Origin of the sequence: Prosthecobacter gellanilyticus (assembly GCF_007992435.1) — a bacterium.
Classification (GTDB): Bacteria; Verrucomicrobiota; Verrucomicrobiia; order Verrucomicrobiales; family Verrucomicrobiaceae; genus Prosthecobacter; species Prosthecobacter gellanilyticus.
This window is the reverse complement of sequence record NZ_BKAG01000048.1, coordinates 39,516-59,695: the sequence shown is the minus strand read 5'-3', so window position 1 is coordinate 59,695 and position 20,180 is coordinate 39,516. Positions and strand designations below refer to the sequence as shown.

Sequence of the window (20,180 nt, the reverse complement as noted above, 5' to 3'; positions counted from 1 at the left end):
CTTCAGTCCGCGCTCCTTGGACGCTACGGCCTGCGGCACCCTCGGGTGTCGACCTGCTTTATCAGGGACGACCAACCGTCCTCCTGGTCATACTTATGGGTAAAGCTCAGAGCCCTGCTGCCGCTTTCTCCAGGCCAGCCCTGCTGGCCGTCGCCAACACAGAAATGTCGGGAGTTTAATTGAGGCTCTTCTCTCGGCAGCTGGGCTGCCAAACACCAAAGCGGCAGCAGGCTGCCGCAGTCCATGTCGCTGCCGCGATATTCTGTATTGATGGTTAGGCTGTTGCGCTCACTTTTATGATGTCATACCTCAGCTCCACCATCGTCGTGCCCATCTGGCGGACGGATTGGAGCTGCAGGACGGGAGTCAGCACGCGGCGTGGAAAGAGAGGCCTGCCTTTTCCCAGCGTGACGGAGCCGACCTGGAGGATGAGTTCATCCAGAAGGCCGGCATCATGGAACTGGCCGGCGAGGTCTCCGCCGCCGACGATCCAGATGTTTTTGTCTCCAGCGGCGGCGCGCATGTCGGCATGGACGCTGGTCACATCTCCCTGCACGAAACGGATGTCCGCGCCTTCGATCAAAGGCAGCTGGCGATGCGTGAAGATCCACGTGGGCTGGGTGTAGGGCCAGGGTGAGCCTGCTTCGGCCATGACCTGATCGGCATTGCGCAGCATCCATTCATAGGTGGTGGCGCCCATGGCCAGCGCGCCGACCTCGGCGATGAAGGCGGGATAGCTGGAGGCATTCAGATCACCGAGCGGGAAGAGCCACTCGAGGGAGTCGTTCTCCGTTGCGATGAAGCCGTCCAGGCTGGTGGCGGTGTAGAACTGGGTTTTCATGGATGGAGCTTTGCACATGACGACAGGCCTCGCAAACAGGTGGCCTTCAGGGCTTCGCGGCAGCGTCCTGGAGTGCGCCGGTCCTCCGGAACTCTCGAAGGCCTAACAAGAGCCTTCGCGCAGTGCATGTGCGAAGGTTGGCCGAGGTCACTTCGTCCTTTGCGAAGGGCAGATCACTCACTTCGTCGGAAAGCGCCAGAGGACTAGAGGACTGGCGCACTCCAGGACGCTTCGCGACTTCGACGTGAAGCGTCGTTCACAGACTCCAGCGTGGGCGGCATGCTTTAGAGGATGCGCTTCCACTCTTTGACGATGACGTTGATCTGGTCACCGGCGACTTGAAGCACTTTTGGATAGACTTTGACCCAGCCGGGCAGGATCACCGCGGCGAAGACGAGGCTGATGATGGCATTCTGCAGGGCGCCTTTCACCATCATCATGATGGCGAGGATGGTGATGAGGACGCCGGAGCCGATGACGACATGCCAGTGCCACTGCTCAAGACCGAGCGGCAGGGCGATGTAGATCAGGGTGAGCACAACGAGAGCGGTGGCCCAGCGATAGTAGGAGCGCGCCTGCAGCTGGCGGTATTCCCACTCGAGCTTGTCCGCCTCACGCTCGTTGGCCGTGCGGCGGTTGTTCAGGAGGAAGCTGGGATCGTTGAAGCTCATGAGGGAATGTCCAATAACCAGGAACCAATGACCAAGGATGGACCCTCAATCCACCAGCATTTGATGGTTTCTTAGTTTAGACATCGCGCCGCCTAGCAAAAACTGATTGGAGCCTCAAAGAGGCGATACTCCTCAGCCCAGGGCAACGCCCTGGGGAAGGTCGAGGAGTGACGATCTCGTCGTGAGGAGGCCTGAAAGGCCGATGCTCGACTCCTCGGGCAATGTCGGCGAGTGAACCCGAGGAGTCGAGTATCGCACCTTCGGCGCTCTGATTCACAGATGAGGCCTGGGATTTGTAATCCCAGGGCGTTGCCCTGGGCTAAGGAGTTCCGGGCCGTTGGCCCTGCAAACCCGAGATCTCCGTGACGAGTCAAATGTCCTTTCTTCAGGAACTTTTCACTTCTCCAACGGTTTCCCGGCCTTGGTCCAGCCATTGAAGCCGCCATCGAGGTGGTAGACCTGGGTGAAGCCGAGTTTCTCAAAGGAGAGCAGGCTGCGGGTGCTGCGACCGCCGGCCTGGCAGTGGACGAGCACGGGCTTGGATTTGTCGAGCTCGCCGAGCTTTTGAGCGAAGTCGTTCTCGGTGACGTCGATGTTCTTCGCGCCCTTGATGTGGCCTTCCTTGAACTCTTCCGCGGTGCGGACATCGACGACGGTGACCTTGCCATCGGCGATGAGCTTGGCGGCTTCATCTGCCTCGACATGGGCGACTTTGTCCACAGCGAAGAGGACGGCAGGAAGGAGGGAGAGCAGGGTGAGGAGGAGGTGTTTCATGGGGATTGACGTATCAATGGTTAGGTGGTGGCGGAGTGGCGGAGATGAAAAAAGGGGCGGCAAGATCACTCTTGGCCGCCCCTGAATGTGAATGCTGATCGACGATGCGGATCAGGCCTTGGCGCCTTCGTAGCCCTTGGCCACTTCAGCCCAGTTCACCACGTTCCACCAGGCGGCGATGTAGTCGGGGCGCTTGTTCTGATACTTGAGGTAGTAGGCGTGCTCCCAGACATCGAGACCGAGGATGGGGGTGCCGAGATCAGCGTCTGCGACGATGCCCTTCATGAGCGGGTTGTCCTGGTTCGGGGTGGAGGTGACGGCGAGCTTGCCATCTGGCTTCACGATGAGCCAGGCCCAGCCGGAGCCGAAGCGCTTGGTGCCGGCTTCGCCAAAGAGTTTCTTGAAGTCGTCAATGCTGCCAAAGGTGCTCTGGATGGCCTCGCCCAGCTTGCCTTCAGGGCCTTTCGGGCCGCTGCCAGCGGGGGCCATCCACTTCCAGAACCAGGTGTGGTTCACGTGGCCGCCGCCGTTGTTGCGGATGGCCATCTGCTGATCGGCGGGGGCCTTGGAGAGATCGGTGATGAGGTCGATGACGTTGTCTGCCTTGAGATTGGAGGCCTTCAGGGCATCTCCCAGCTTGGTGATGTAGGCCACGTGGTGCTTGCCGTGGTGGATGCCCATGGTGACGGCATCGATGTGCGGCTCGAGGGCCTCAGGCGGGTAGGGCAGGGGTGCCTGCTCCATGCCGATGCTGGCCAGCGCGGCCTGGGAGGGCGTGCTGATGAGGGTGGCGGCGGCAGCGGTGCTGGCGGTGGTGATGAAGGTGCGGCGGTTCATGGTGGGGACGGAACGGAGGTGGATGGGGCTGAGCTGAGATCAGAAATACGAATCACGGAGAAAAAAGTCACGGCTTTTGCTCAGACGCGGGAGACCCGAGGCACATTTCATCCTGGATTCTGGTGAATCCTGCCTAAAGGAAGCGCGCCCATGCCCCTGTTTGTTCCTCCTGACTATTTCCGCGAGCTCCGCCGTGATGAGATCTTCCCTGATGCCTCCCGCCCTCTGGAGGTGGAGCTGGGCTGTGGGGACGGCACCTTCCTTTTTGGCATGGCAAAGCAGCATCCGGAGCGTGATTTCCTGGGCTTGGAAAGGATGCTGGGCCGTGTGCACAAGACCATGCGCAAGATCCGGAACGGCGGGCTGACGAATGCCAAGGTGCTGCGGCTGGAGAGCGGCTACAGCACGGGCTGGCTGCTGCCCACGGCGAGTGTCTCGCGCCTGCATCTACTGTGCCCGGACCCATGGCCGAAGAAGAAGCACTTTCCCCGCCGGCTGGTGAACCAGGATGAGTTCCTCAACGGTCTGGCGCGTGTGCTGATGCCGGGCGGTGAGTTCCTGCTGAAGACGGATGACGCGGTCTATTTTGAAGACGCGCAGGTCAGCCTGGCGGCGCGGCCGGAGTTTGAGCGGCTGGACTGGCCGGAGGATGCCTTCTTTTACCCGACCACGGATTTTGAGGCGCACTGGCTGGCCATGGGCCGCAGCATGAACCGCGCGCGCTGGCGGCGGAAGTGAGCGGGTTTGGGGAGATGGCGGAGCTTCCAGCGTCCCTCCGGGACGCGGGCCTGAACCCATGGGGCGTTGTGCGTTTTACCGGTGGTTCTCGCAAGCTTCGCTTGCTTCACCACCGGCTACCGGCCAGCGATCCTCCGGCTCGCAATACCGAGTGATTCGATGTCGGGCTGCCAATGCATGGGGCAGCGAGACTTCGGCCCGGCATCCAGTCAGTTATGACCGGCTGATGAGGTTCGTCTCCTGGTCCTCGATGTTTTCGGGGCCGCGTTCGGAGGGGTTCAGGAGTTCCTCGATGAGGAGCTGGCTGTCTTCCAGGAAGGTCTGGCCGCTGCGGCGGAGGAAGTCTCCCTCCTCAGCGCGGGTGTGCAGGATGACGAGGACGCATTCACCCTGGAAAATGACGAGGGCGTGGCAGGTCTCAAAGCCGAACCAGTAGGTGTGCGCGGTGCGGTCTCCGCCACTGCTGAAGTGGTTCCGCATGTCATGGACGGCGTGGAGCAGTTTCTCCCCGCGGAACTCCTCATACGGCAGGGAGTTGATGAGGATGTGCCGGCGCCAGCCGAGCAGGAGACCGTTCACGGCGCCGCCATTGCGGAGGCGCTCCATGGCCGAACGAAGGGAAGGGGTGATGTTGGCAGGCATGGTCGGTGGTCGGAAAGTTAGTTCGGCTGGGTGGTGACCTTGGTCAGCAGCTCATAGAGCAGGGTCTTTTTGCCGATGAGGGCGCCCGCGCCAGGGTCGTTGGGGCTGGTGCCTTCGCCGAAATACGCATAGGCCACGCTGAGGTCGTCCTCCTGGATCAGGCCGGTCCATGGGGAGCCGAGGTCCAGGGATTCGCCGATTTTGTTGCCGTAGTGACGGAGGCCCTGGAAGTCAGCCGCAAAGGCATCGACGAGGGTCTGGTCGGCGGAACTTTCGACGACGCCTTCTTTCAGGCTGAAAACGGTCAATGGGGCTGGCTTGGTGGCGCTCATTTCAAAGTCGTCTCAAAAAGTGCGTGTTCTGGCAAGCATAAACCTCCGGGGGCACCTTTGGGGTGTTTCCCGTATGGTTGAACTCCGCGGGTTTGACTAGGTTTTGCACACCAGCCGGATCTGGAGCTCGATGAGGTCATTCACGAGGTGCCCGGCCAGACGGGCGAAGAACCTGCCGGAGCCGTAGAGCACGTGCCAGCGGGTGCGGTCGATGGCGAAGGCGGCCTGGGCGGCGGGGCGGCCCTGGTCATCAATGCCAGCGCTGGCGGTGAACTCCACAGGGGCAGTGATGCCTTTGAGGGTGAGGTCGGCCTTGACCTGCAGGTTGGGGGAGCCGGGGGTGCCGCCATCGGTGGGCTTGGCCTCGCGAATGGTGATGCGGGCCTCGGGATGCAGGTCGGTGTCGAAGAAATCATCACTGCGCAGGTGGTGGATGAGCACGTCATGCAGCGGATTTCCCTGCAGGTCATCACAGGTGATGGCGGTCATGTCGATCAGGACTTCACCGCCGGTGACGAGGCCGTGATCGAAGTCCAGGTGGCCGGATTTGAGGGAGATCTTGCCGCAATGTTTGTTCAGCAGATTGCGTCCCGTCCACTCGAGCCGGCTTTCCTGGAGGTCGATCTCCTTGCGACCGTGCGGCGGGAGGGGCTGGGGCTGCTGCCCGCCTTTTCCTTCCACGGGGAGGTCGGCTTTTTTCCAGGCATCGAGGCCGCCCTGAAGCAGGCGCACATCCGCAAACCCGGCGCGCTTCAGCTTTTCCGCGGCCATGGGGGCCTCATGGCTGGCCTCTGACTGGCCGTAGAGGCAGATGAAGGACGGTGAAGCGGTGGAGGAGTCCTTCAGGCGCTCATGGAAGGCCACCTCATACACGCAGTTGTTCGCCGCCCCGGGGATGTGGCAGCACTCGAAGTCATCCGCGAGCCGGACGTCCAGGATGTGGGCTTGAGAGGCAGCGGCGTGGAGGTCGGCAGGGGAGATGAGCTTCATGGTGCCCAGGCATTACGTGCGGCACGGGGAGGGGGTGATGGGGAAATGGAGGGGGGGAGAGACGCGGAGACACGGAGACACGGAGACACGGAGACACGGAGATGCGGAGATGCGGAGATGCGGAGAGTCCTTCGCCAAGGCTTCGGACTCAAGGGACGCGGTCGAGGCTCTCGAAACTCTTGGTTAGGCTTTTTTCACCAGGCGCGCGGCGTAGGCGCCGTCCATCTGGTCTTTGGGCGGGAAGACGAGGCGGCTTTCGGCCATCTCCAGCTCGGGATGCGCGGCCATGAGGGCTTTGACGAGCTGCTGATTTTCCTCGGGGTCGATGCTGCAGGTGCTGTACACGAGGCTGCCGCCGGGCTTGAGATAACGAAGGGCGCTTTCGGCGATGCCGCGCTGGGTTTGGGCCAGCTCGGCAAACTCGGGCTCGTTGAGACGCCAGCGGACATCGATACGGCGGCGCATGACGCCGGTGTTCGAGCAGGGCACGTCGAGCAGGATGCGATCGAAAAGCAGGTCACCAAAGGGTGGTGCGTCACTGCTGAGGAAATCATGCTGCATGACCTGGGCATGGTGCACGCGCAGGCGGGTCAGGTTTTCACGCAGGCGGTTCAGACGGGCAGGGGAGCTGTCGCAGGCGATGAGCTTGCCTTCTCCCACCATCATCTGGGCGATGAGGGCGGTCTTGCCGCCAGGGGCGGCGCAGGCGTCCAGCACGGTTTCACCGGGGCGTGCACCGAGCATTTTCGGGGCGATGGAGGTGCTGGGGTCCTGGGCGTAGCAGATGCCGGACTTCAGGGCTTCACGCGGGACGGGATTGACGAGGAAGAAGTCCTCCTCCGTGGCATGCGCGGTCAGGCCGGTGATTTTGGAGAGGCGGGCCTCGGCCTCGTCATGCAGGCGGTTCAGGCGGATGTGGGTCTCCGCAGGTTCCTGGTTCCACTGGCAGAGGGCCTCGGTCTTGGCCTTGCCCATGATCTTGATCCAGCGGCGGATCAGATACTCCGGCTGGGAATAGGCCACGGCGAGGGGCAGATCCTTGCGCTGGGCCAGGAGGGTGTTCATCTCGCGGCCAGCGCGGCGCAGCACGGCATTCACCAATCCGGAGGCACGTCCTGCGGTGGCCACGGTCTCATTCACCGCGGCATGGGAGGGCACGCCGAGCAGCATGAGCTGGCAGAGGCCGATGCGCAGCACCCAGCGGGTGCGGTGGTCCAGGTGGCGTCCGTTGGTCAGGTGATCCACCCAATGATCCAGCATGGTCAGGTTCCGCAGCGTGGTCAGCACGATGTCATGCAGAAACGCGGCGTTCGGCCCGGAGAGGGTGGCCTGGCGGGTTTTGTCATCCAGCAGATCAGCGGCATAGCGCGGCGTTTTCTGCCAGGATTCAAGGACTTCAACGGAAAGGCGACGGACGTTCACAAGCGGTCAGGGGGAGGGGCCGGAGCCCAAGGTGCGGAGACAGGGGGAGCCGGTAACATGCCACAGAACAGCTTTGGGGCAAGGTGGAGTTCGGGCAGGGGTTGAGTCGGCCTCAGAGCTCTGGCAAAGCCACATTCCAGCGCTCATTGACCAGGGACTTCTCATAAGGGGACTTTGCCTCCACGAGCTGGCGTGCAAATCCCAGGATCTTCTGCCTCTCGGTGTCTGATCTGGCGGCGACATAGCAGTCATGCAGGTGCCTCCCTAAGAGCCAGTTCCCTGGCGGTGTCCCAATCTTCCCAGGAAACCACCACACCCCGAGGGTGGTCTGTGTCCACTCGTCGGTCGCCGGGTGGTGGCCGACGGTGTTTTTGAGCCACAGGGACAGGTCGTTCTCCGTGACCTTGTAGGGGGTGAGGCGCATTCCAAACCAGGTCACATACTCCCGGGCGGCGGTGGTCTCATAGCTTGTCGCGCTTTGAAAGCCGAGCGGCAAGACCACGACCAGCACGGCCAGAAGGACACGTTTGAGGATGGTTTCTGTCATGGATGGACAAAGGTAACCCGAACGCAGGTCTATCCTGCGCAGGAGTATTCAATTTCCACTTCGGCGCAGGGTTCTGTGTGAAGTCGCTGGATGGCCGCTGTTGTGGCAATGAAAGCGAAGAAGTCTGCGAGTTCGTCAAGTGAACTGCACCATTGGTTACCGAAGCCCAGAGCATCGAGCTCAGCGCTCGGGTGAAACTTGGCTGTGGCCGAGAGCTGGAAGATCTCATCATCGTCATCCTCAGCATGCTGGGGAATGATCTGTCTTGTGATATTGAGCCTAAACCAGCGCCCCTGGCCCCAATCATAGGTTCCCCACTGGAACAACAGCATGTCTCCTTCATTCTCCAGGATACAGTCATCGACCCGGACAGAGTTGTAGAAACGGAGCATGGTATTAACCATGACGAGTGGGAAAGCGTGATCGTCCTGCGCGAACAGCAGCTTCTCAAACTCGTCCTTTGCTTTGTGGCTTTTCATGAGGCGAGGTGCTCTAGCAAGCTGTTCGCTTCAAGCCCTCGTCTCCACCACGCCTCGGCCGATGCCGCGGTATTGGAAGCCGAAGTCGGCGGCGGCGACGGGGTCGATGAGGTTGCGGCCGTCAAAGATCATGGGGGCGCGCATGGTGGTGCGCAGCTCGCTGAGGTCCACGGAGGCGAACTCGGGCCACTCGGTGGCGATGATGAGGGCCTCGGCACCGGCGGCGGCTTCCAGCGGGCTGGTGGCAAACTTGACCTTGGAGGCGAAGGCAAGCTCCTTGGCCTTGTCCATGGCCTTGGGGTCGTAGACGGTGACGTCAGCACCTTCGGAGACGAGTTTTTCGACCACGCTGATGGCCACGGAGGAGCGCACGTCATCCGTGTTCGGCTTGAAGGCGAGACCCCAGACGGCGAGCTTTTTGTCCTTCAGCACCCAGAGGGCTTCGCGGATGCCATCGATGAAGCGGTCGATCTGGCGCTGGTTGATGCGCTGCACTTCCTTGAGGAGGGTGAAGGGCGTGCCCATCTGGTCGGCGATGGCGATGAAGGCGGCGATGTCTTTCGGGAAGCAGGAGCCGCCGTAGCCGAGGCCCGCGTTCAGGAACTCGCGGCCGATGCGCTTGTCCGCGCCGATGCCTTCCGCCACCTTGATGACGTCCGCACCGCTGGCCTCGCAGATTTCGGAGAGGGCGTTGGCATAACTAATTTTGAGGGCAAGGAAGCTGTTCGCGGCGTGCTTGATGAGCTCGGCGCTGTTGATGTCTGTGACGAGCACCGGCGCGGCGAAGGGCTCATACACCTTCTGCATCAGCGCGATGGCGCGGTCCGTGTTCCCACCAATGACGATGCGGTCCGGCTTCATGAGGTCTGCCACGGCGCTGCCTTCACGCAGGAACTCGGGATTGCTGACGACATCAAACTCCACGCCGGGCTTGGCATAGCGGCGGATGGTCTGCGCGACACGCTCACCGGTCTTCACGGGCACGGTGCTCTTGTCCACGATCACGCGGTAGCTGTCCAGGAACTGGGAGATCTCACGGGCCACCTTCTCGATGAAGCTAAGGTCCACGCTGCCGTCTGCCTGCGGAGGTGTGGGCACGGCGATGAAGAGCACCTCGCCATGGTCCACGCCTTCCTCCGTGCTGGTGGTGAAGCGCAGGCGCTTCGCGGCCACGTTCTTTTTCACCAGGGATTCCAGACCGGGTTCATAGATGGGGATCTGGCCGGCGAGCAGGGTCTCGACCTTGCGCGGATCATTGTCCACGCAGACGACATGGTGCCCTACTTCTGCAAAGCAGGCGCCTGTGGTGAGTCCGACGTAACCAGAACCGATGATGGTGAGCTTCATGAGGGAGAAAGTGACAAAGGGATGTGAACCGGAACCAAAGGCCGGGACTGCGCCCCTGGAAATAATATATTCGAGAAAAGTGTGACACCGCCGTGGGGGCGGATGCGGCTCTGGAGTGATGGCGAAGGGCCGAAAGGACTGAAACAACAAAAAGGACCTCGAATCCGAGGTCCTTTCTGTCCTGTGTGTCGTTTCTGTCCTTCGAAGACAGAGATGAAGAGGCCTTCTCTCTACTGGTTCCCACCGCGGCCCGAGGGGTTCGGGTCGATGTCCAGCGGGATGGTGAGGTTCGGGAAATCCTTCAGGGTGAGGGAGAGCATGATGCCGCTGTCCACCTGGCCGCCGCGGTTGTTACGCATCATGCCACCGACCGAGACGATCCAGCTCGTGAGGTCACGGGTGATGCTGTAACTCTGGAACTCCATGGTGCCGTCATCACCTTCAAAGACGTGGTTCATGGTGAAGCCCCAGTTGTCATTGAAGCGTGTGTAGACGCGGGAGAAGAGGAGGTTCGAGTCCTGGAAGTAGGGGTTGTTATTGATGAGCTGGTGCCCCAGGGTGAAGGACAGGTAGTTCGTCGGCATGAGGGTCACGCCCTGGTTGAACTCGGTGAAGTTGCCGTCGTCGTTGCCGATGGGGATCTGCATGTCCATCCAGAGGTTCACCCACGGCACAGGGCGGAAGAAGAGTTCGTTGTAGAGGTTCGAGATGCTGCGGTTGAACTCCGGATCCTTGGAGAAGATATCCACATAGGTGTTCATGCCGGCGAAGTTGTAGGTCTGGACGGCCTCGTCCGTGGCGGAGGAGAAACGGCCATTGCCTTCACCGGTGTAGTCACGGCGGGTCTGGAGGAAGTTCTTCAAGCCCACGCGGGTGATGCCCCAGGAGCGAAGATCATCCACGGCGGAGTAGAGCGGCACATCGATCGGGCGCGGCCGCGTCGTCGCCGAGAGGCGGTCGATGCTGGGGAAGCCCTCGGGCTGGCTGGCATCCAGATAGGAGACATTCACATAGGGCTGGAAGACGTGGCGCAGGCCGTCCAGGCCCAGGGTTTCGCTCTGATAGTCCGACCAGGTCTTGGTGAGCTTGAAGGACACGTCCACACCTGCGTGGAAGATGAACTTTGTCTCGGTGCCGTCCGTGTCCGGAGTGCCGAAGGGCGTCCCCGTGCGCGTGCCGCTGATGCCGGAGTAGTGGGTCACGCCGGCTCCCACACGCGGGACCACATTCAGCCAGCCGCCAAAGGTCTTCGGGTAAAGAAGCTCATGGTAGGTGTGGAAGCGGGCGAACTCAGGGAAGCCATATCCGCGCCGTGCGAGGGCCGCCACACGGTTTGCCTCAGGCACACCCACCACCGTGCCTGGATCCAGGCCGAGCAGCCCACGGATGAACTCATTCTGGTCAGGGGTGCCCACATAGTTCAGGCCCAGGACCGAGACAGCGTCCTTGAGCTGGTCCTGCGCGCGGATGCTGGCCTCAGACGCGCCTTCGCGGTAGTAGCCTGCGGACAAGGTCCCCTGGTGAAAGAGCCCGGTGTTCCAGAGCGGGCGGCGGGTCCAGTCGATCGCCAGTTCAGGCAGCTTCTCACCGACGGTGTAGAAGTCGTTCGCCTGGAAGCGGGTCATGAGCGTGGCGATGTAGGAGGGCGCGGTGTGGACGAGGGAGATCTGGTTGTCCGGCTCCGGGGTCTCACGGAAGTCATTGAAGAAGAAGTCCTCGTAGAAGTGCTGGTCGCTGATCTTGTTGATGTCGAAGTCCACATACCAGGTGCTCTTCTCCGGGCCGGGGAGGTAGATGCGGTGCTGGAAGTTCACGCGGTAGCGGTTTTCTGGCACGGGGCCGCGCGGGATGCTGGACTTGTTTTTGTCCGGATCACTGTCGTTGAGGTAGTAAAGCTTCAGGCCGGAGAAGTTGGTCCAGTTCTTCTTGTAGCGCATGGAGAGCCAGTCCACCCCCACGGCCACGCCGCGGGCGGAGCGCAGGTCCAGGTGGTAGCGGCCCATGGTGTGGTCACCATGGATCACATTGTACTGGTTCAGCATGAAGGCGCCCCAGCGGCTCTGCTGGCCGACGTTGAAGCGGTAGCCGACCTCCTCCTCCAGCGGCTGGGAGAGATAGGGCAGCCAGAAGACCGGGGTGTTTCCAGCCAGGATGGTCACGCCACGAAGGACGACACGGTCACCGGGCTTGATGGTAAGGCTGCGGGCGCGCATGCGGAAGTTTGGGTCTTCCGAATCGTGCGTGGTGATGAAGGTCTCTCCACCCTCCACTTTCTGGACGATCTTTGTCTCGCTGGTGAAGCGGTCCGTCTCGTAGAAGAGATTGCCGATCTCCATCGGCAGGCTGCTGCGCACGGCGTCACCGGTGATCTCACCGGTGTTCGTGTTGTAGATGATGTTGTCCCCTTTGTAAGTGGCGCCGGCTCTCCAGATCACCACGTTTTCCCGGGCGATGACCTCCCCCGTTGTGGCATTGTAACTGGCCTGACCGGCACGGATCTGCACGTCAGCATAGCTGATGTGCACGTCACCTTTGGCGATGGCCAGACCCGTGGTGGGGTCGTAGGTGGTTTCCAGGCCTTCGATGTTCAGGTCACTGGACAAGGAATCCAGGAAGCCCTGCCCGTGGGCAGCAGGGGCGCAGAGGACACCGGCCAGCGCCAGGGCAGCAAACGAACGGAAAAAACTCATGGTTCCAGGGAGTGGGTGATGCCGCTTCGGAGGAGTGCATGCAGATGCGGGAGCCTCCTCAAGAAATACAGTTTTCTTCATAGGCCACCCCGCATCCAGTGACAAGAAAAACGACGGGAAAATTGCCGCCTCCGGCCCTGGTGCGCGGCCATTTGACGGGCTGGCTTTGGATGAAAACATGAGGGGAGATTCGGCGGGCGGGCGGATCTGCCTGAACGGCCCCCTGCTGAAATCACCGTCAGCGCCCTCCACACAGCGTCATTTACCTGAATCGTCGTTCCTGGGGCATACGTAGTAGACGAAGGCTTTCTGCGTCTGTGTCCACCCCTGGACTGACAGGGCTGGCAGGGATGATGTGAAGGTCATGGGTGGGTTTGGAAATCCGCGGCGCTCTCTAGTCCTGTCTCGTCAGTTAAGAATAATGAATGCCTTCCCTCTGAAAGCCTGCCCTATTCACCTAGCGTGCCTAGGTTTCCAGGCCCTTGGGTGAAGATATAGACTCCCGTGCAGATTACAGGAAGCAGGATAATTTGGTAAAACTAACTTTCCTGCTTTACAGTTTATAAAAAATATGGCAATTTCACATAATTCTGACAAACACCATGCCGCTGGCCTTCTCTTTCTTCAGTTCTAAACGCTCCTCGGCGCCCCGTTCCGAGGCGGTTGCCGAAGTGACGCCGACAGTTCAGACGCCTGATTATCAAGAAGAAAGCTCTCCTCCGCCGAGCCCGTTCCCCACGAACGCCGTGCCTGAGGCACCTGCTCCAGCCGTCTCCAAAGAGGTTTCGGGCCCTGTGGGAGACTGGGTGAGTGCCGCCACACTCGTTTTGCCTACCCAGGCGCCGTCCCTCGCCGAGCAGGGAGAGACAGTCAGTGTTTTGCCAGAGCGGCAGGTCTTTCACAAAGGCCTGGCCGCCATGGTGGTGAATCAATGCGAGAAGGAGGCACCTCCTTTCAGCCGCCGACCTCCCATTACCTCGCCCTTTCCTGCGACCACGCCGGAGTCCATGGTGGCCAAAGGCTTTCAGGAAGCCATCGTGGCCGCCTCAGTCCCGGCTTCCCCAGCCTCTGCTCCTTCCGTCTTTCATGCCGTGGAGCGGGTGAAAGTTCCCGAGCCCGCCCCGCTTCCCGAGCCCCAGCCTCTCCAGCCCGATCCCGCGCGGCAGGAGCTGCAGGACGAGATCGAGCAGGTCAAAAACGACCTCTTCGGCGCTGTGATGGGGGTGAGCGCCCTGAAAGACCGCCTGGACGGCCTGGAGGCCCAGCTTTCCCGAATCCAAACCGCGCCCCTGATTCCGGCTCCGCCGGTGGTGGTGCCTGCGGCCGGCCCATCGCGGTCGGAGGTGGAGAGCCTGATCAGCTCCTGGATGGAGACACACCTGTCCGCAGCTGTGGAGCGCTTCATGACCGCCTCCCAGAAGCAGATGATGTCATCTCTCAGCACCCTCGCCTTTTTCCGCGCGGCGACACCCCTGGGTGGCACTGACCGTCAGAGTTTCCTCGCTCAACCTCCCGTCGTCCTCACTGCCACTCCCGTATGAACTCGCTCCGTGTCCGCCTCCTCCTCCCGCTGATCTTGTTCGGCTGGCTGCCTGCCCTGGGTGCCGCCAAGCTGATGGGCAATAACCTGGACTGGTTTTTCAGCTCCTGGGGTTTCGTGCTGCTCGCCGGGGTGTTCCTCGGCAGCTACCTCATCAGCGGCTGGGCCCTGAAGCCCGTGGCTGCGGTGATGAATGCCACCGCCAGTGTCATGCGCGGTGTGCCGCCCACCAAGGAAGTCTCCGACTGGCTGCCCCAGGATTTTTGGAAGCTGCGCTGTGACATCAACATGCTCTTTGCGAAGCATCGCCAGAGCCTGAACGCGGCCGAGACACATGCCAGCCAGACCTCCCAGCGTCTGCTGAATGCCGAGCGCCTGGTGCGTGAGGCTTTCACCGCCCTGCAGGGCATCTTTGCCGCCAGTGATGAAGGTGTGGCCGTGGTAGATGCCAATGGCAGCATCATCGCCTCCAATGCCAAGCTGGATGACTTCCTCGGCGCGCCTTTGGAAGAGATGAGCGGCCGTGGTGTGAAGCAGCTCATGGAGGCGATCGCCAACCGTTTCATGGAGAAGGACCGCATGATGCAGTGGATCGCCAATACCGAGGCCAATCCGCAACTTCGTGACGAGGTGGAAGCCGAGACTCGTGACACCCAGCAGCGCGTGTTTTCCGTGCGCACGGCTCCCATGCAGACAGAGACGGGAGACGTCATCGGCCGTCTCTGGATGGTGCGTGATTGCAGCGAGGTGCGCGGCTTGAAGAAGCAGCTGCGTGAATCCCAGAAGCTCGGCACCATCGGCCAGCTGGCAGGCGGCATCGCCCATGACTTTAACAACATGCTCACCGCCATCCGTGGCAACCTCACGCTGGCTGAGCTCAACCCCGGCACCTCCGGCAATGCGGACGTGCGTGACAAGCTGCAGTCTGCGAACCAGGCCACGCAGCGCGCCGCTGATCTGGTGAAGCAGCTGCTCGGCTACTCACGCCGCGGCAATGGCAGCCAGCTGCGCAAGGTCACCAATCTGAAGAAGCTCCTCGCGGACGTGCAGAGCCTGCTGCGTCACAGCGTGGATCCGCGTGTGACCGTGCGCATCCGTGCCGGCATGGACGCCTCCTTTGCACTCGCTGATGCCACGCAGCTGGAGCAGGTGGTGCTGAACCTTTGCATCAATGCCCGTGATGCCCTCCCGGCCAGCGAAGGCATCATCGAGATCGGCATTGAGAATGTCATGCACCGCTCACCGCAGGGTGGTGACACCGCTGAGTTCGCCATGATCGCTGTGCGTGACAATGGCAGCGGCATTCCTGAAGACATGCGCCACCGCATCTTCGAGCCTTTCTTCACCAGCAAGGATGCCGGTCGCGGCACCGGTCTCGGCCTCAGCATGGCGCAGGACATCGTGCGCGAGCATGGCGGCTGGATCGAGTTTGACACCGTCGAAGGCCAGGGCACGGAGTTCCGCATCTTTCTGCCGCGCGCCCAAGATCCTGAGAACATCGAGGAAGATGTGCAGAGCTTTGATCCGCGCTCCATGGCCGGATCTGCGGGCCAGCGCGGCACCATCCTGGTGGTGGATGACGAGGCGCCCGTGCGTGCCATCGCCGTGAACATGCTCAGCTTCCTCGGCTACCGTGTGCTGGAGGCCGGCGACGGCCAGCAGGCGCTCGACATCGTGCTGCGCAGTGGTGAGAAGATCGACGCGCTGCTGCTGGACATCTACATGCCGAAGCTCAGCGGACGTGACACCTTCAAGCAGCTCCGCGCGGCTGGAAATGATGTGCCCATCGTGGTCTGCTCCGGCTTCGTCATCGATCCGGATGAGTTCACCATCCTCAGTGAAGGCCGCTGCCCGCCGGTGGACATCATGCTGAAGCCTTACTCGCTGGATGGTCTGAGCAAGTCCATGGCCAAGGCGGTGAAGACCGCGCATGCGCCGGACACCTTTTCCCGCCAGATGACACCTCCCGGCTCCGCCCCGCTCTCCGGTCCGACTCCTGTGATGGCGGCCTAACATCGAATGCATCAGCCATCTCGTCTTCGCGGGGTGGCTTTTCATTCTGAAGCTTCGCGAAGCATCGTGAGCTTAACCAAAAATGGGTTCTTGATGCGAAGGCATCAGGCTTGGAGAACCACGGAGTGGTTCCCCATGAATAGCCAGGGGTGACCGGAGGGAACCCCTGGTGGTATCACGATAACGAATCACCCAATATCAATCCCGTAGGGATTGCCCAATGCGCGAATGATCCTGCTTCACGGCAGATAATCGGGCTGCCATTCCAGCCCCACCGTGCGGACCATTCGCTGTAGTTCCTGCACATAATTCTCTCTAGCATGATGATGCTCCTGCCCCTTGATATAATCAATCAAGGCTGGTCTGGCATCGGCTGACAGAGTGAAGGCCCCGTAGCCTTCCTGCCAGTAGTCGAAAGCGGGAAACACATGCTGTCCTTTGATCCAAGACGATGATGCGGTCTTGATTTCTTTGACCAGATTGGCCAGTGCGATGGTGGGATGCAGAGAAGTCAAAAGGTGGAGGTGGCCCTCGACACCTCCGATGCGATAAACGTGGCAGTGGCGTTCCTCAGCAACACCCCAGATGAAACGGAAGAGCTCGTCGCGGCGAGGTTTGTCCAGGGCAGGAATGCGGTTCTTGGTGCCGAAGACGATGTGGTAAGTGATGTCAGTATAGGTTGGCATGTGAAGGGGAGAATGAAGATGCCGTGAGGATTGGGCAACTCCTACGGAGTTGGTTCTCAAAAGTGTTTTCAACGCGACTTACCAGGGATTTCGCGCGCTGACGCTTGCTTCACCCCTGGCTATTCAGAGGGAACCACTCCGTGGTTCGAGACAAAAGCCTTGATGTCGAGATGCATAAACCCTTGGGGCAGGCTCAGGAGAAGCGCTCAAGCGCGACACCGCTGTCGTGCGCAGGCTGGAAATTCGAGGATCAAAAGCCGTGCACGCGCAGACGCAAGCCGCTCCTGAAATCGCTGCTGGTTAGGCCAGCCTCTCCATTTTTTACCTGAATATTTCTACAAAGCGCTCCAGTCCGCTGCTTCGCGCGAATCAATGCTTGCCTCGTTCCGGCTTTTCTCATTGATTGAGGGCAAATGCTCCGTCGATCCTTGAGTCCTGGCCGATGCCTTGTTGTGCTGCTCGGGATCGTCCTGCTCGCGCTGGCCCAGTGGCTGCCGCGGAGTGTCCAGCACACGCCGCTGCGCGTGGGCATCGGCATGTGGGCGGGCTCAGAATCCCTGCTGCTGGCACGTGAGCGCGGGCTGCTGCCGAACAGCCGGTTTCAATGGGTGGAGGTCACCTGGCCCTCGGCGCTTTCCAGCACGCTGGACACCGGCGTGGTGGATGCGGCGGTGATGTCTCTGGAGAGTGTGGTGACCTTGCTGGAGAATGATGAAGACCTCCGCGTGGTCGCCGTGCTGGATGAGTCCAAAGGCGCGGATGCGGTGCTCGCGCGAGGTGACGTCCCCACGCTCAGTGACCTCAAGGGCAGGCGTGTCGGCGTGGATCTTCGCGGACCGGGGCAGCACCTGCTTTCGGAGGGACTCAGCAGCTCGAATTTGAAGATGGAGGACATTGAAGCGGTCTCGATCCTCCAGCCGGAGATGGTGGATGTGCTCGCGCGTGGAGACGTCTCGGCGGTGGTGGCTGCCGAACCCTGGATGACCAAGATGATCGCAGGCGGAGCACATGTTTTGAAGGATTCCGCCTCTGTCAAAACACCCATCTACCGGGTGCTGGTGGTGAAGACTCCGTTCCTGGAGGAGCAGCGTGAGGCCTTGAAGGAGCTGCTGCGCGCACACTTCGCCATGATGCCGGTGCTGCGCAAATCAGAGGCATGCCCGGGCATGGAGGCGGTGCTGCGCCGGCAGGAATTGAAGCTGGAGGAGCTCTCGGCCATCATGGCGCGCGTGCATCATCTGAGCCTTGAAGAAAACCTCACCCTGTTAAAGACACCGGGGAAGGGGCTGGCCGCGACCATCAGTGAGCTGATGAAGCTCAGCCGCATCGGCCGCACGCGGCGTGAGGCTGCGCTGCCTGATCTGTGGCTGGACAGCTCCATCGTGGAGGAACTGCTGCGATGAGCGCCCGGCATTCCATCAAGGCCACCATCTCTTTCAGCGTGCTGCTGCTCGGCCTGCTGCTCATCGCGCTGGATAAATCACGCAATGAGCAACTGCTCGTGGAGAGAAGCGTGGCGCGCATGGAGCGTGAGGCGCAGGTGACCGGCATGCGGCTCTCCGGAGTCATGCAGTATTTGTTTCGCAATGAGCAGCGCCGGGTGGCCGAGCTGGAGATGAGTTATGCCTCCATCTCGCAGGATCTCTCGCTCGGTCTGGTCTGTGATGAGGCGGACGTGGTGCAGTTTGCCTCGCGCCTGCAATGGCGGGGGGGGAGGCTGGCAGACACGCCGCTGGGCGCTGCCACCGCGCCTGCGGCACGGTCCCGCGCGCTCATGGAAGGCATCACGGAGTGGGATGCGGCGCGTGAGCATCTGCTGGCGGTGTTTCCCTTCTTCACAGGTTATGGCATGACCAGCCGTGGCGTGGTGGTGCTGTCCTATGATTCATCATCCGCCTTGGAAAGAGCCCGCGCGGATGCGCTGCAGGAGTCCCTGGTCCGCGCCTGCCTGCTGGCCGCCACCTGCCTCATGCTCTGGCTCACGCTGGACTGGCTCATCGCGCGGCGTGCGCGTGAGGTGCTGGACTACACGCAGGCCATCAAGACCGGGCAGGATGTGCCTCCGCCCGCCGGCAAAGATGAGCTCGCGCTTATTGCGCAAGGTTTCGCAGCCGCAGTGGAGCAGCTGCGCGAGACGGAGGCGCGTTTGATGGAAGCCTCCGAGGCGGAGCGAAGGCGCATCGGCCGTGACATTCATGATGACGTCTGCCAGCGCATCTCGGCGGCGCAGTTGAAGAGCGGCGTGCTCAGCCGTCTGCTGGCGCGTGAGGAGTCCGCGCACTCCAACCTCGCGGAGGAAGTGGCGCGCGAGCTGCATGATGCCGCGGCCATCACGCGCGGTTTCTCGCATGGTCTCGCCCCTGTGTGGGTGGAGAAGGAAGGCTTGGCCGCGGCTCTCTCCGAGCTTTGTGAGCAGATCACTCGCACCTATGGCATCCCTTGTGACATCGCCTCGGATCTCGGGGACGCACCGCTGGCGGTGTGGGTGCAGACGCATGTGTTCCGCATCATCCAGGAGCTGGTGGTGAATGCCGCGAAGCATGCGAAGCCCACGCACATCGAGGCGCGGGTGACGCTGGCGGAGCAGATGCTGAGGATCGAGGTGGAGAACGACGGTGCTCCTTTTGCAAAAGGCGTGGAGACGTCCAAGGGGCTGGGCATGCAATTTTTGCGGCAGCGTGCGCGTGCGCTCGGCGGGCATCTGGAGTTTCATGCACGGCGTGAAGGCGGCTCCGGAACTTTGGCGTTGTGTGAAGCCCGGCTCTCGGACATTCACTTCACCCAACCTCCTGCCAAAGCCTCATGAATGCCCCGCCGTCCTCCCCCTCATGCCGTGTCGCCATCGTGGAGGATCACACGTTCATGAGGGAAGGCATCAAGCTCTTTGTCTCCACCACGGCTGACTTCGCCTGGGCCTGGATGGCGGCCAGCACGGCCGAGGGCATGGAGATGCTGGCCAAGGATCTGCCGGACCTGCTGCTGGTGGACATCACCCTGCCGGATCGCAACGGGCTCGAGCTCATCAAAGATGCGCACGCGCTTTATCCGAAGCTGCAGATGATCGTGCTCTCCATGCATGATGAGAAGCTGTATGCGCATCGTGCGCTGAAGGCCGGCGCACGTGGTTACCTGCGGAAGGATGCGCTGCATGCGGAGTATGAGAAAGCCTTTCGCCGGGTGAGAGGCGGCGGCATTTATGTGAGTGAGAGCATGTCCGCGGACATCGTGCTGGCTTATGCCACGGGTGGCAGCCTTTCCGCTGGTGGTGATGACGAGCTTGGCCAGCTCACGGACCGTGAGCTGGAGGTCTTCCGCCTTCTGGGTGAAGGCAAAAGCACGCATGAAGTGGCGGAGGAGCTGCGCATCAGCCCGAAGACGGTGGATGTGCACAAGATGAACATCAAAACGAAGCTCATGCTGGAAGACGGCTCTGCCGTGGTGCGCCGTGCCATCCGCTGGCATGAGGGCAAACGCCTGGGCGGCGGCTGAACCCAACCATCACCTCCAGACTGGCCCGTATCATGCTTCATCACCAGGGGCATGCGGCTCCAGATGAGCTTATCACCTGAGTCACGCATCAGGTGCGGTTTTGCAGAAAATAAGCAAAACCTTTATGAACGCTAAACCCCAG

General features: G+C 61.4%; 19 protein-coding genes. 6 read left to right on the top strand and 13 right to left on the bottom strand.

Annotated features, from left to right (window positions below; translation table 11 throughout):
- Positions 1-274 precede the first annotated feature (274 nt).
- The 4 genes from BGE01nite_RS23355 to BGE01nite_RS23340 form a co-directional block, all read right to left on the bottom strand.
- Positions 275-841, bottom strand: a complete 567-nt coding sequence (locus BGE01nite_RS23355) for a dihydrofolate reductase family protein (RefSeq protein WP_146854273.1) — start codon at positions 839-841, stop codon at positions 275-277.
- Between the two features lie 284 nt (positions 842-1,125).
- The gene (locus BGE01nite_RS23350; RefSeq protein WP_146854271.1) at positions 1,126-1,512 is read right to left on the bottom strand and encodes a hypothetical protein; all 387 of its coding nucleotides are present in this window, start codon (positions 1,510-1,512) and stop codon (positions 1,126-1,128) included.
- Between the two features lie 396 nt (positions 1,513-1,908).
- Positions 1,909-2,286: a rhodanese-like domain-containing protein gene (locus BGE01nite_RS23345; RefSeq protein WP_146854269.1), complete on the bottom strand. Its 378-nt coding sequence runs from the start codon at positions 2,284-2,286 to the stop codon at positions 1,909-1,911.
- Positions 2,287-2,397: 111 nt separating this feature from the next.
- A complete protein-coding gene (locus tag BGE01nite_RS23340; RefSeq protein ID WP_218033080.1) occupies positions 2,398-3,123 on the bottom strand; it encodes a superoxide dismutase in 726 nt (241 codons plus the stop codon).
- A 150-nt stretch (positions 3,124-3,273) separates the two neighbouring features.
- Between BGE01nite_RS23340 and trmB the strand changes: the two genes are divergently transcribed.
- The gene (gene trmB / locus BGE01nite_RS23335) at positions 3,274-3,861 is read left to right on the top strand and encodes a tRNA (guanosine(46)-N7)-methyltransferase TrmB (protein ID WP_146854267.1); all 588 of its coding nucleotides are present in this window, start codon (positions 3,274-3,276) and stop codon (positions 3,859-3,861) included.
- A 213-nt stretch (positions 3,862-4,074) separates the two neighbouring features.
- On the opposite strand, the gene BGE01nite_RS23330 is transcribed toward trmB, so the two are convergent.
- The 8 genes from BGE01nite_RS23330 to BGE01nite_RS23295 form a co-directional block, all read right to left on the bottom strand.
- Complete coding sequence (locus BGE01nite_RS23330) at positions 4,075-4,503, bottom strand: hypothetical protein (RefSeq protein WP_146854265.1); 429 nt, start codon at positions 4,501-4,503, stop codon at positions 4,075-4,077.
- A gap of 17 nt (positions 4,504-4,520) precedes the next feature.
- A complete protein-coding gene (locus tag BGE01nite_RS23325; RefSeq protein ID WP_146854263.1) occupies positions 4,521-4,835 on the bottom strand; it encodes a hypothetical protein in 315 nt (104 codons plus the stop codon).
- Positions 4,836-4,931: 96 nt separating this feature from the next.
- Entirely contained in the window at positions 4,932-5,825 is an 894-nt protein-coding gene (locus BGE01nite_RS23320; protein ID WP_146854261.1) for a YceI family protein, read from the bottom strand.
- A gap of 183 nt (positions 5,826-6,008) precedes the next feature.
- Complete coding sequence (locus tag BGE01nite_RS23315) at positions 6,009-7,247, bottom strand: RsmB/NOP family class I SAM-dependent RNA methyltransferase (protein WP_146854259.1); 1,239 nt, start codon at positions 7,245-7,247, stop codon at positions 6,009-6,011.
- 112 nt (positions 7,248-7,359) lie between these two features.
- On the bottom strand, positions 7,360-7,794 hold the full coding sequence (locus BGE01nite_RS23310) for a hypothetical protein (protein WP_146854254.1): 435 nt from the start codon (positions 7,792-7,794) through the stop codon (positions 7,360-7,362).
- A gap of 29 nt (positions 7,795-7,823) precedes the next feature.
- The gene (locus BGE01nite_RS23305) at positions 7,824-8,273 is read right to left on the bottom strand and encodes a hypothetical protein (protein WP_146854252.1); all 450 of its coding nucleotides are present in this window, start codon (positions 8,271-8,273) and stop codon (positions 7,824-7,826) included.
- 30 nt (positions 8,274-8,303) lie between these two features.
- Positions 8,304-9,620 (bottom strand): UDP-glucose dehydrogenase family protein, encoded by a 1,317-nt coding sequence (locus tag BGE01nite_RS23300; protein ID WP_146854250.1) that lies wholly within the window; start codon positions 9,618-9,620, stop codon positions 8,304-8,306.
- Positions 9,621-9,850: 230 nt separating this feature from the next.
- Entirely contained in the window at positions 9,851-12,310 is a 2,460-nt protein-coding gene (locus BGE01nite_RS23295; protein WP_170267004.1) for an LPS-assembly protein LptD, read from the bottom strand.
- A gap of 746 nt (positions 12,311-13,056) precedes the next feature.
- Between BGE01nite_RS23295 and BGE01nite_RS23290 the strand changes: the two genes are divergently transcribed.
- Entirely contained in the window at positions 13,057-13,851 is a 795-nt protein-coding gene (locus tag BGE01nite_RS23290; protein WP_146854246.1) for a hypothetical protein, read from the top strand.
- Positions 13,848-15,863 (top strand): hybrid sensor histidine kinase/response regulator, encoded by a 2,016-nt coding sequence (locus BGE01nite_RS23285; RefSeq protein ID WP_146854244.1) that lies wholly within the window; start codon positions 13,848-13,850, stop codon positions 15,861-15,863. The genes BGE01nite_RS23290 and BGE01nite_RS23285 overlap by 4 nt, the downstream gene beginning before the upstream one ends.
- 239 nt (positions 15,864-16,102) lie before the next feature.
- On the opposite strand, the gene tnpA is transcribed toward BGE01nite_RS23285, so the two are convergent.
- Positions 16,103-16,549 (bottom strand): IS200/IS605 family transposase, encoded by a 447-nt coding sequence (gene tnpA / locus BGE01nite_RS23280; RefSeq protein WP_146854242.1) that lies wholly within the window; start codon positions 16,547-16,549, stop codon positions 16,103-16,105.
- 413 nt (positions 16,550-16,962) lie between these two features.
- On the opposite strand from tnpA, the gene BGE01nite_RS23275 reads away from it, so the two are divergent.
- Genes BGE01nite_RS23275 through BGE01nite_RS23265 form a run of 3 tightly spaced genes read left to right on the top strand, consistent with a single transcriptional unit; the run spans position 16,963 to position 20,038 of the window.
- A complete protein-coding gene (locus BGE01nite_RS23275; RefSeq protein WP_146854240.1) occupies positions 16,963-17,952 on the top strand; it encodes an ABC transporter substrate-binding protein in 990 nt (329 codons plus the stop codon).
- Positions 17,949-19,355: a sensor histidine kinase gene (locus tag BGE01nite_RS23270; RefSeq protein WP_146854238.1), complete on the top strand. Its 1,407-nt coding sequence runs from the start codon at positions 17,949-17,951 to the stop codon at positions 19,353-19,355. The genes BGE01nite_RS23275 and BGE01nite_RS23270 overlap by 4 nt, the downstream gene beginning before the upstream one ends.
- Positions 19,352-20,038: a response regulator transcription factor gene (locus BGE01nite_RS23265; protein WP_146854236.1), complete on the top strand. Its 687-nt coding sequence runs from the start codon at positions 19,352-19,354 to the stop codon at positions 20,036-20,038. Before BGE01nite_RS23270 ends, BGE01nite_RS23265 begins: the two co-directional genes overlap by 4 nt.
- The last annotated feature ends 142 nt before the right edge of the window (positions 20,039-20,180 follow it).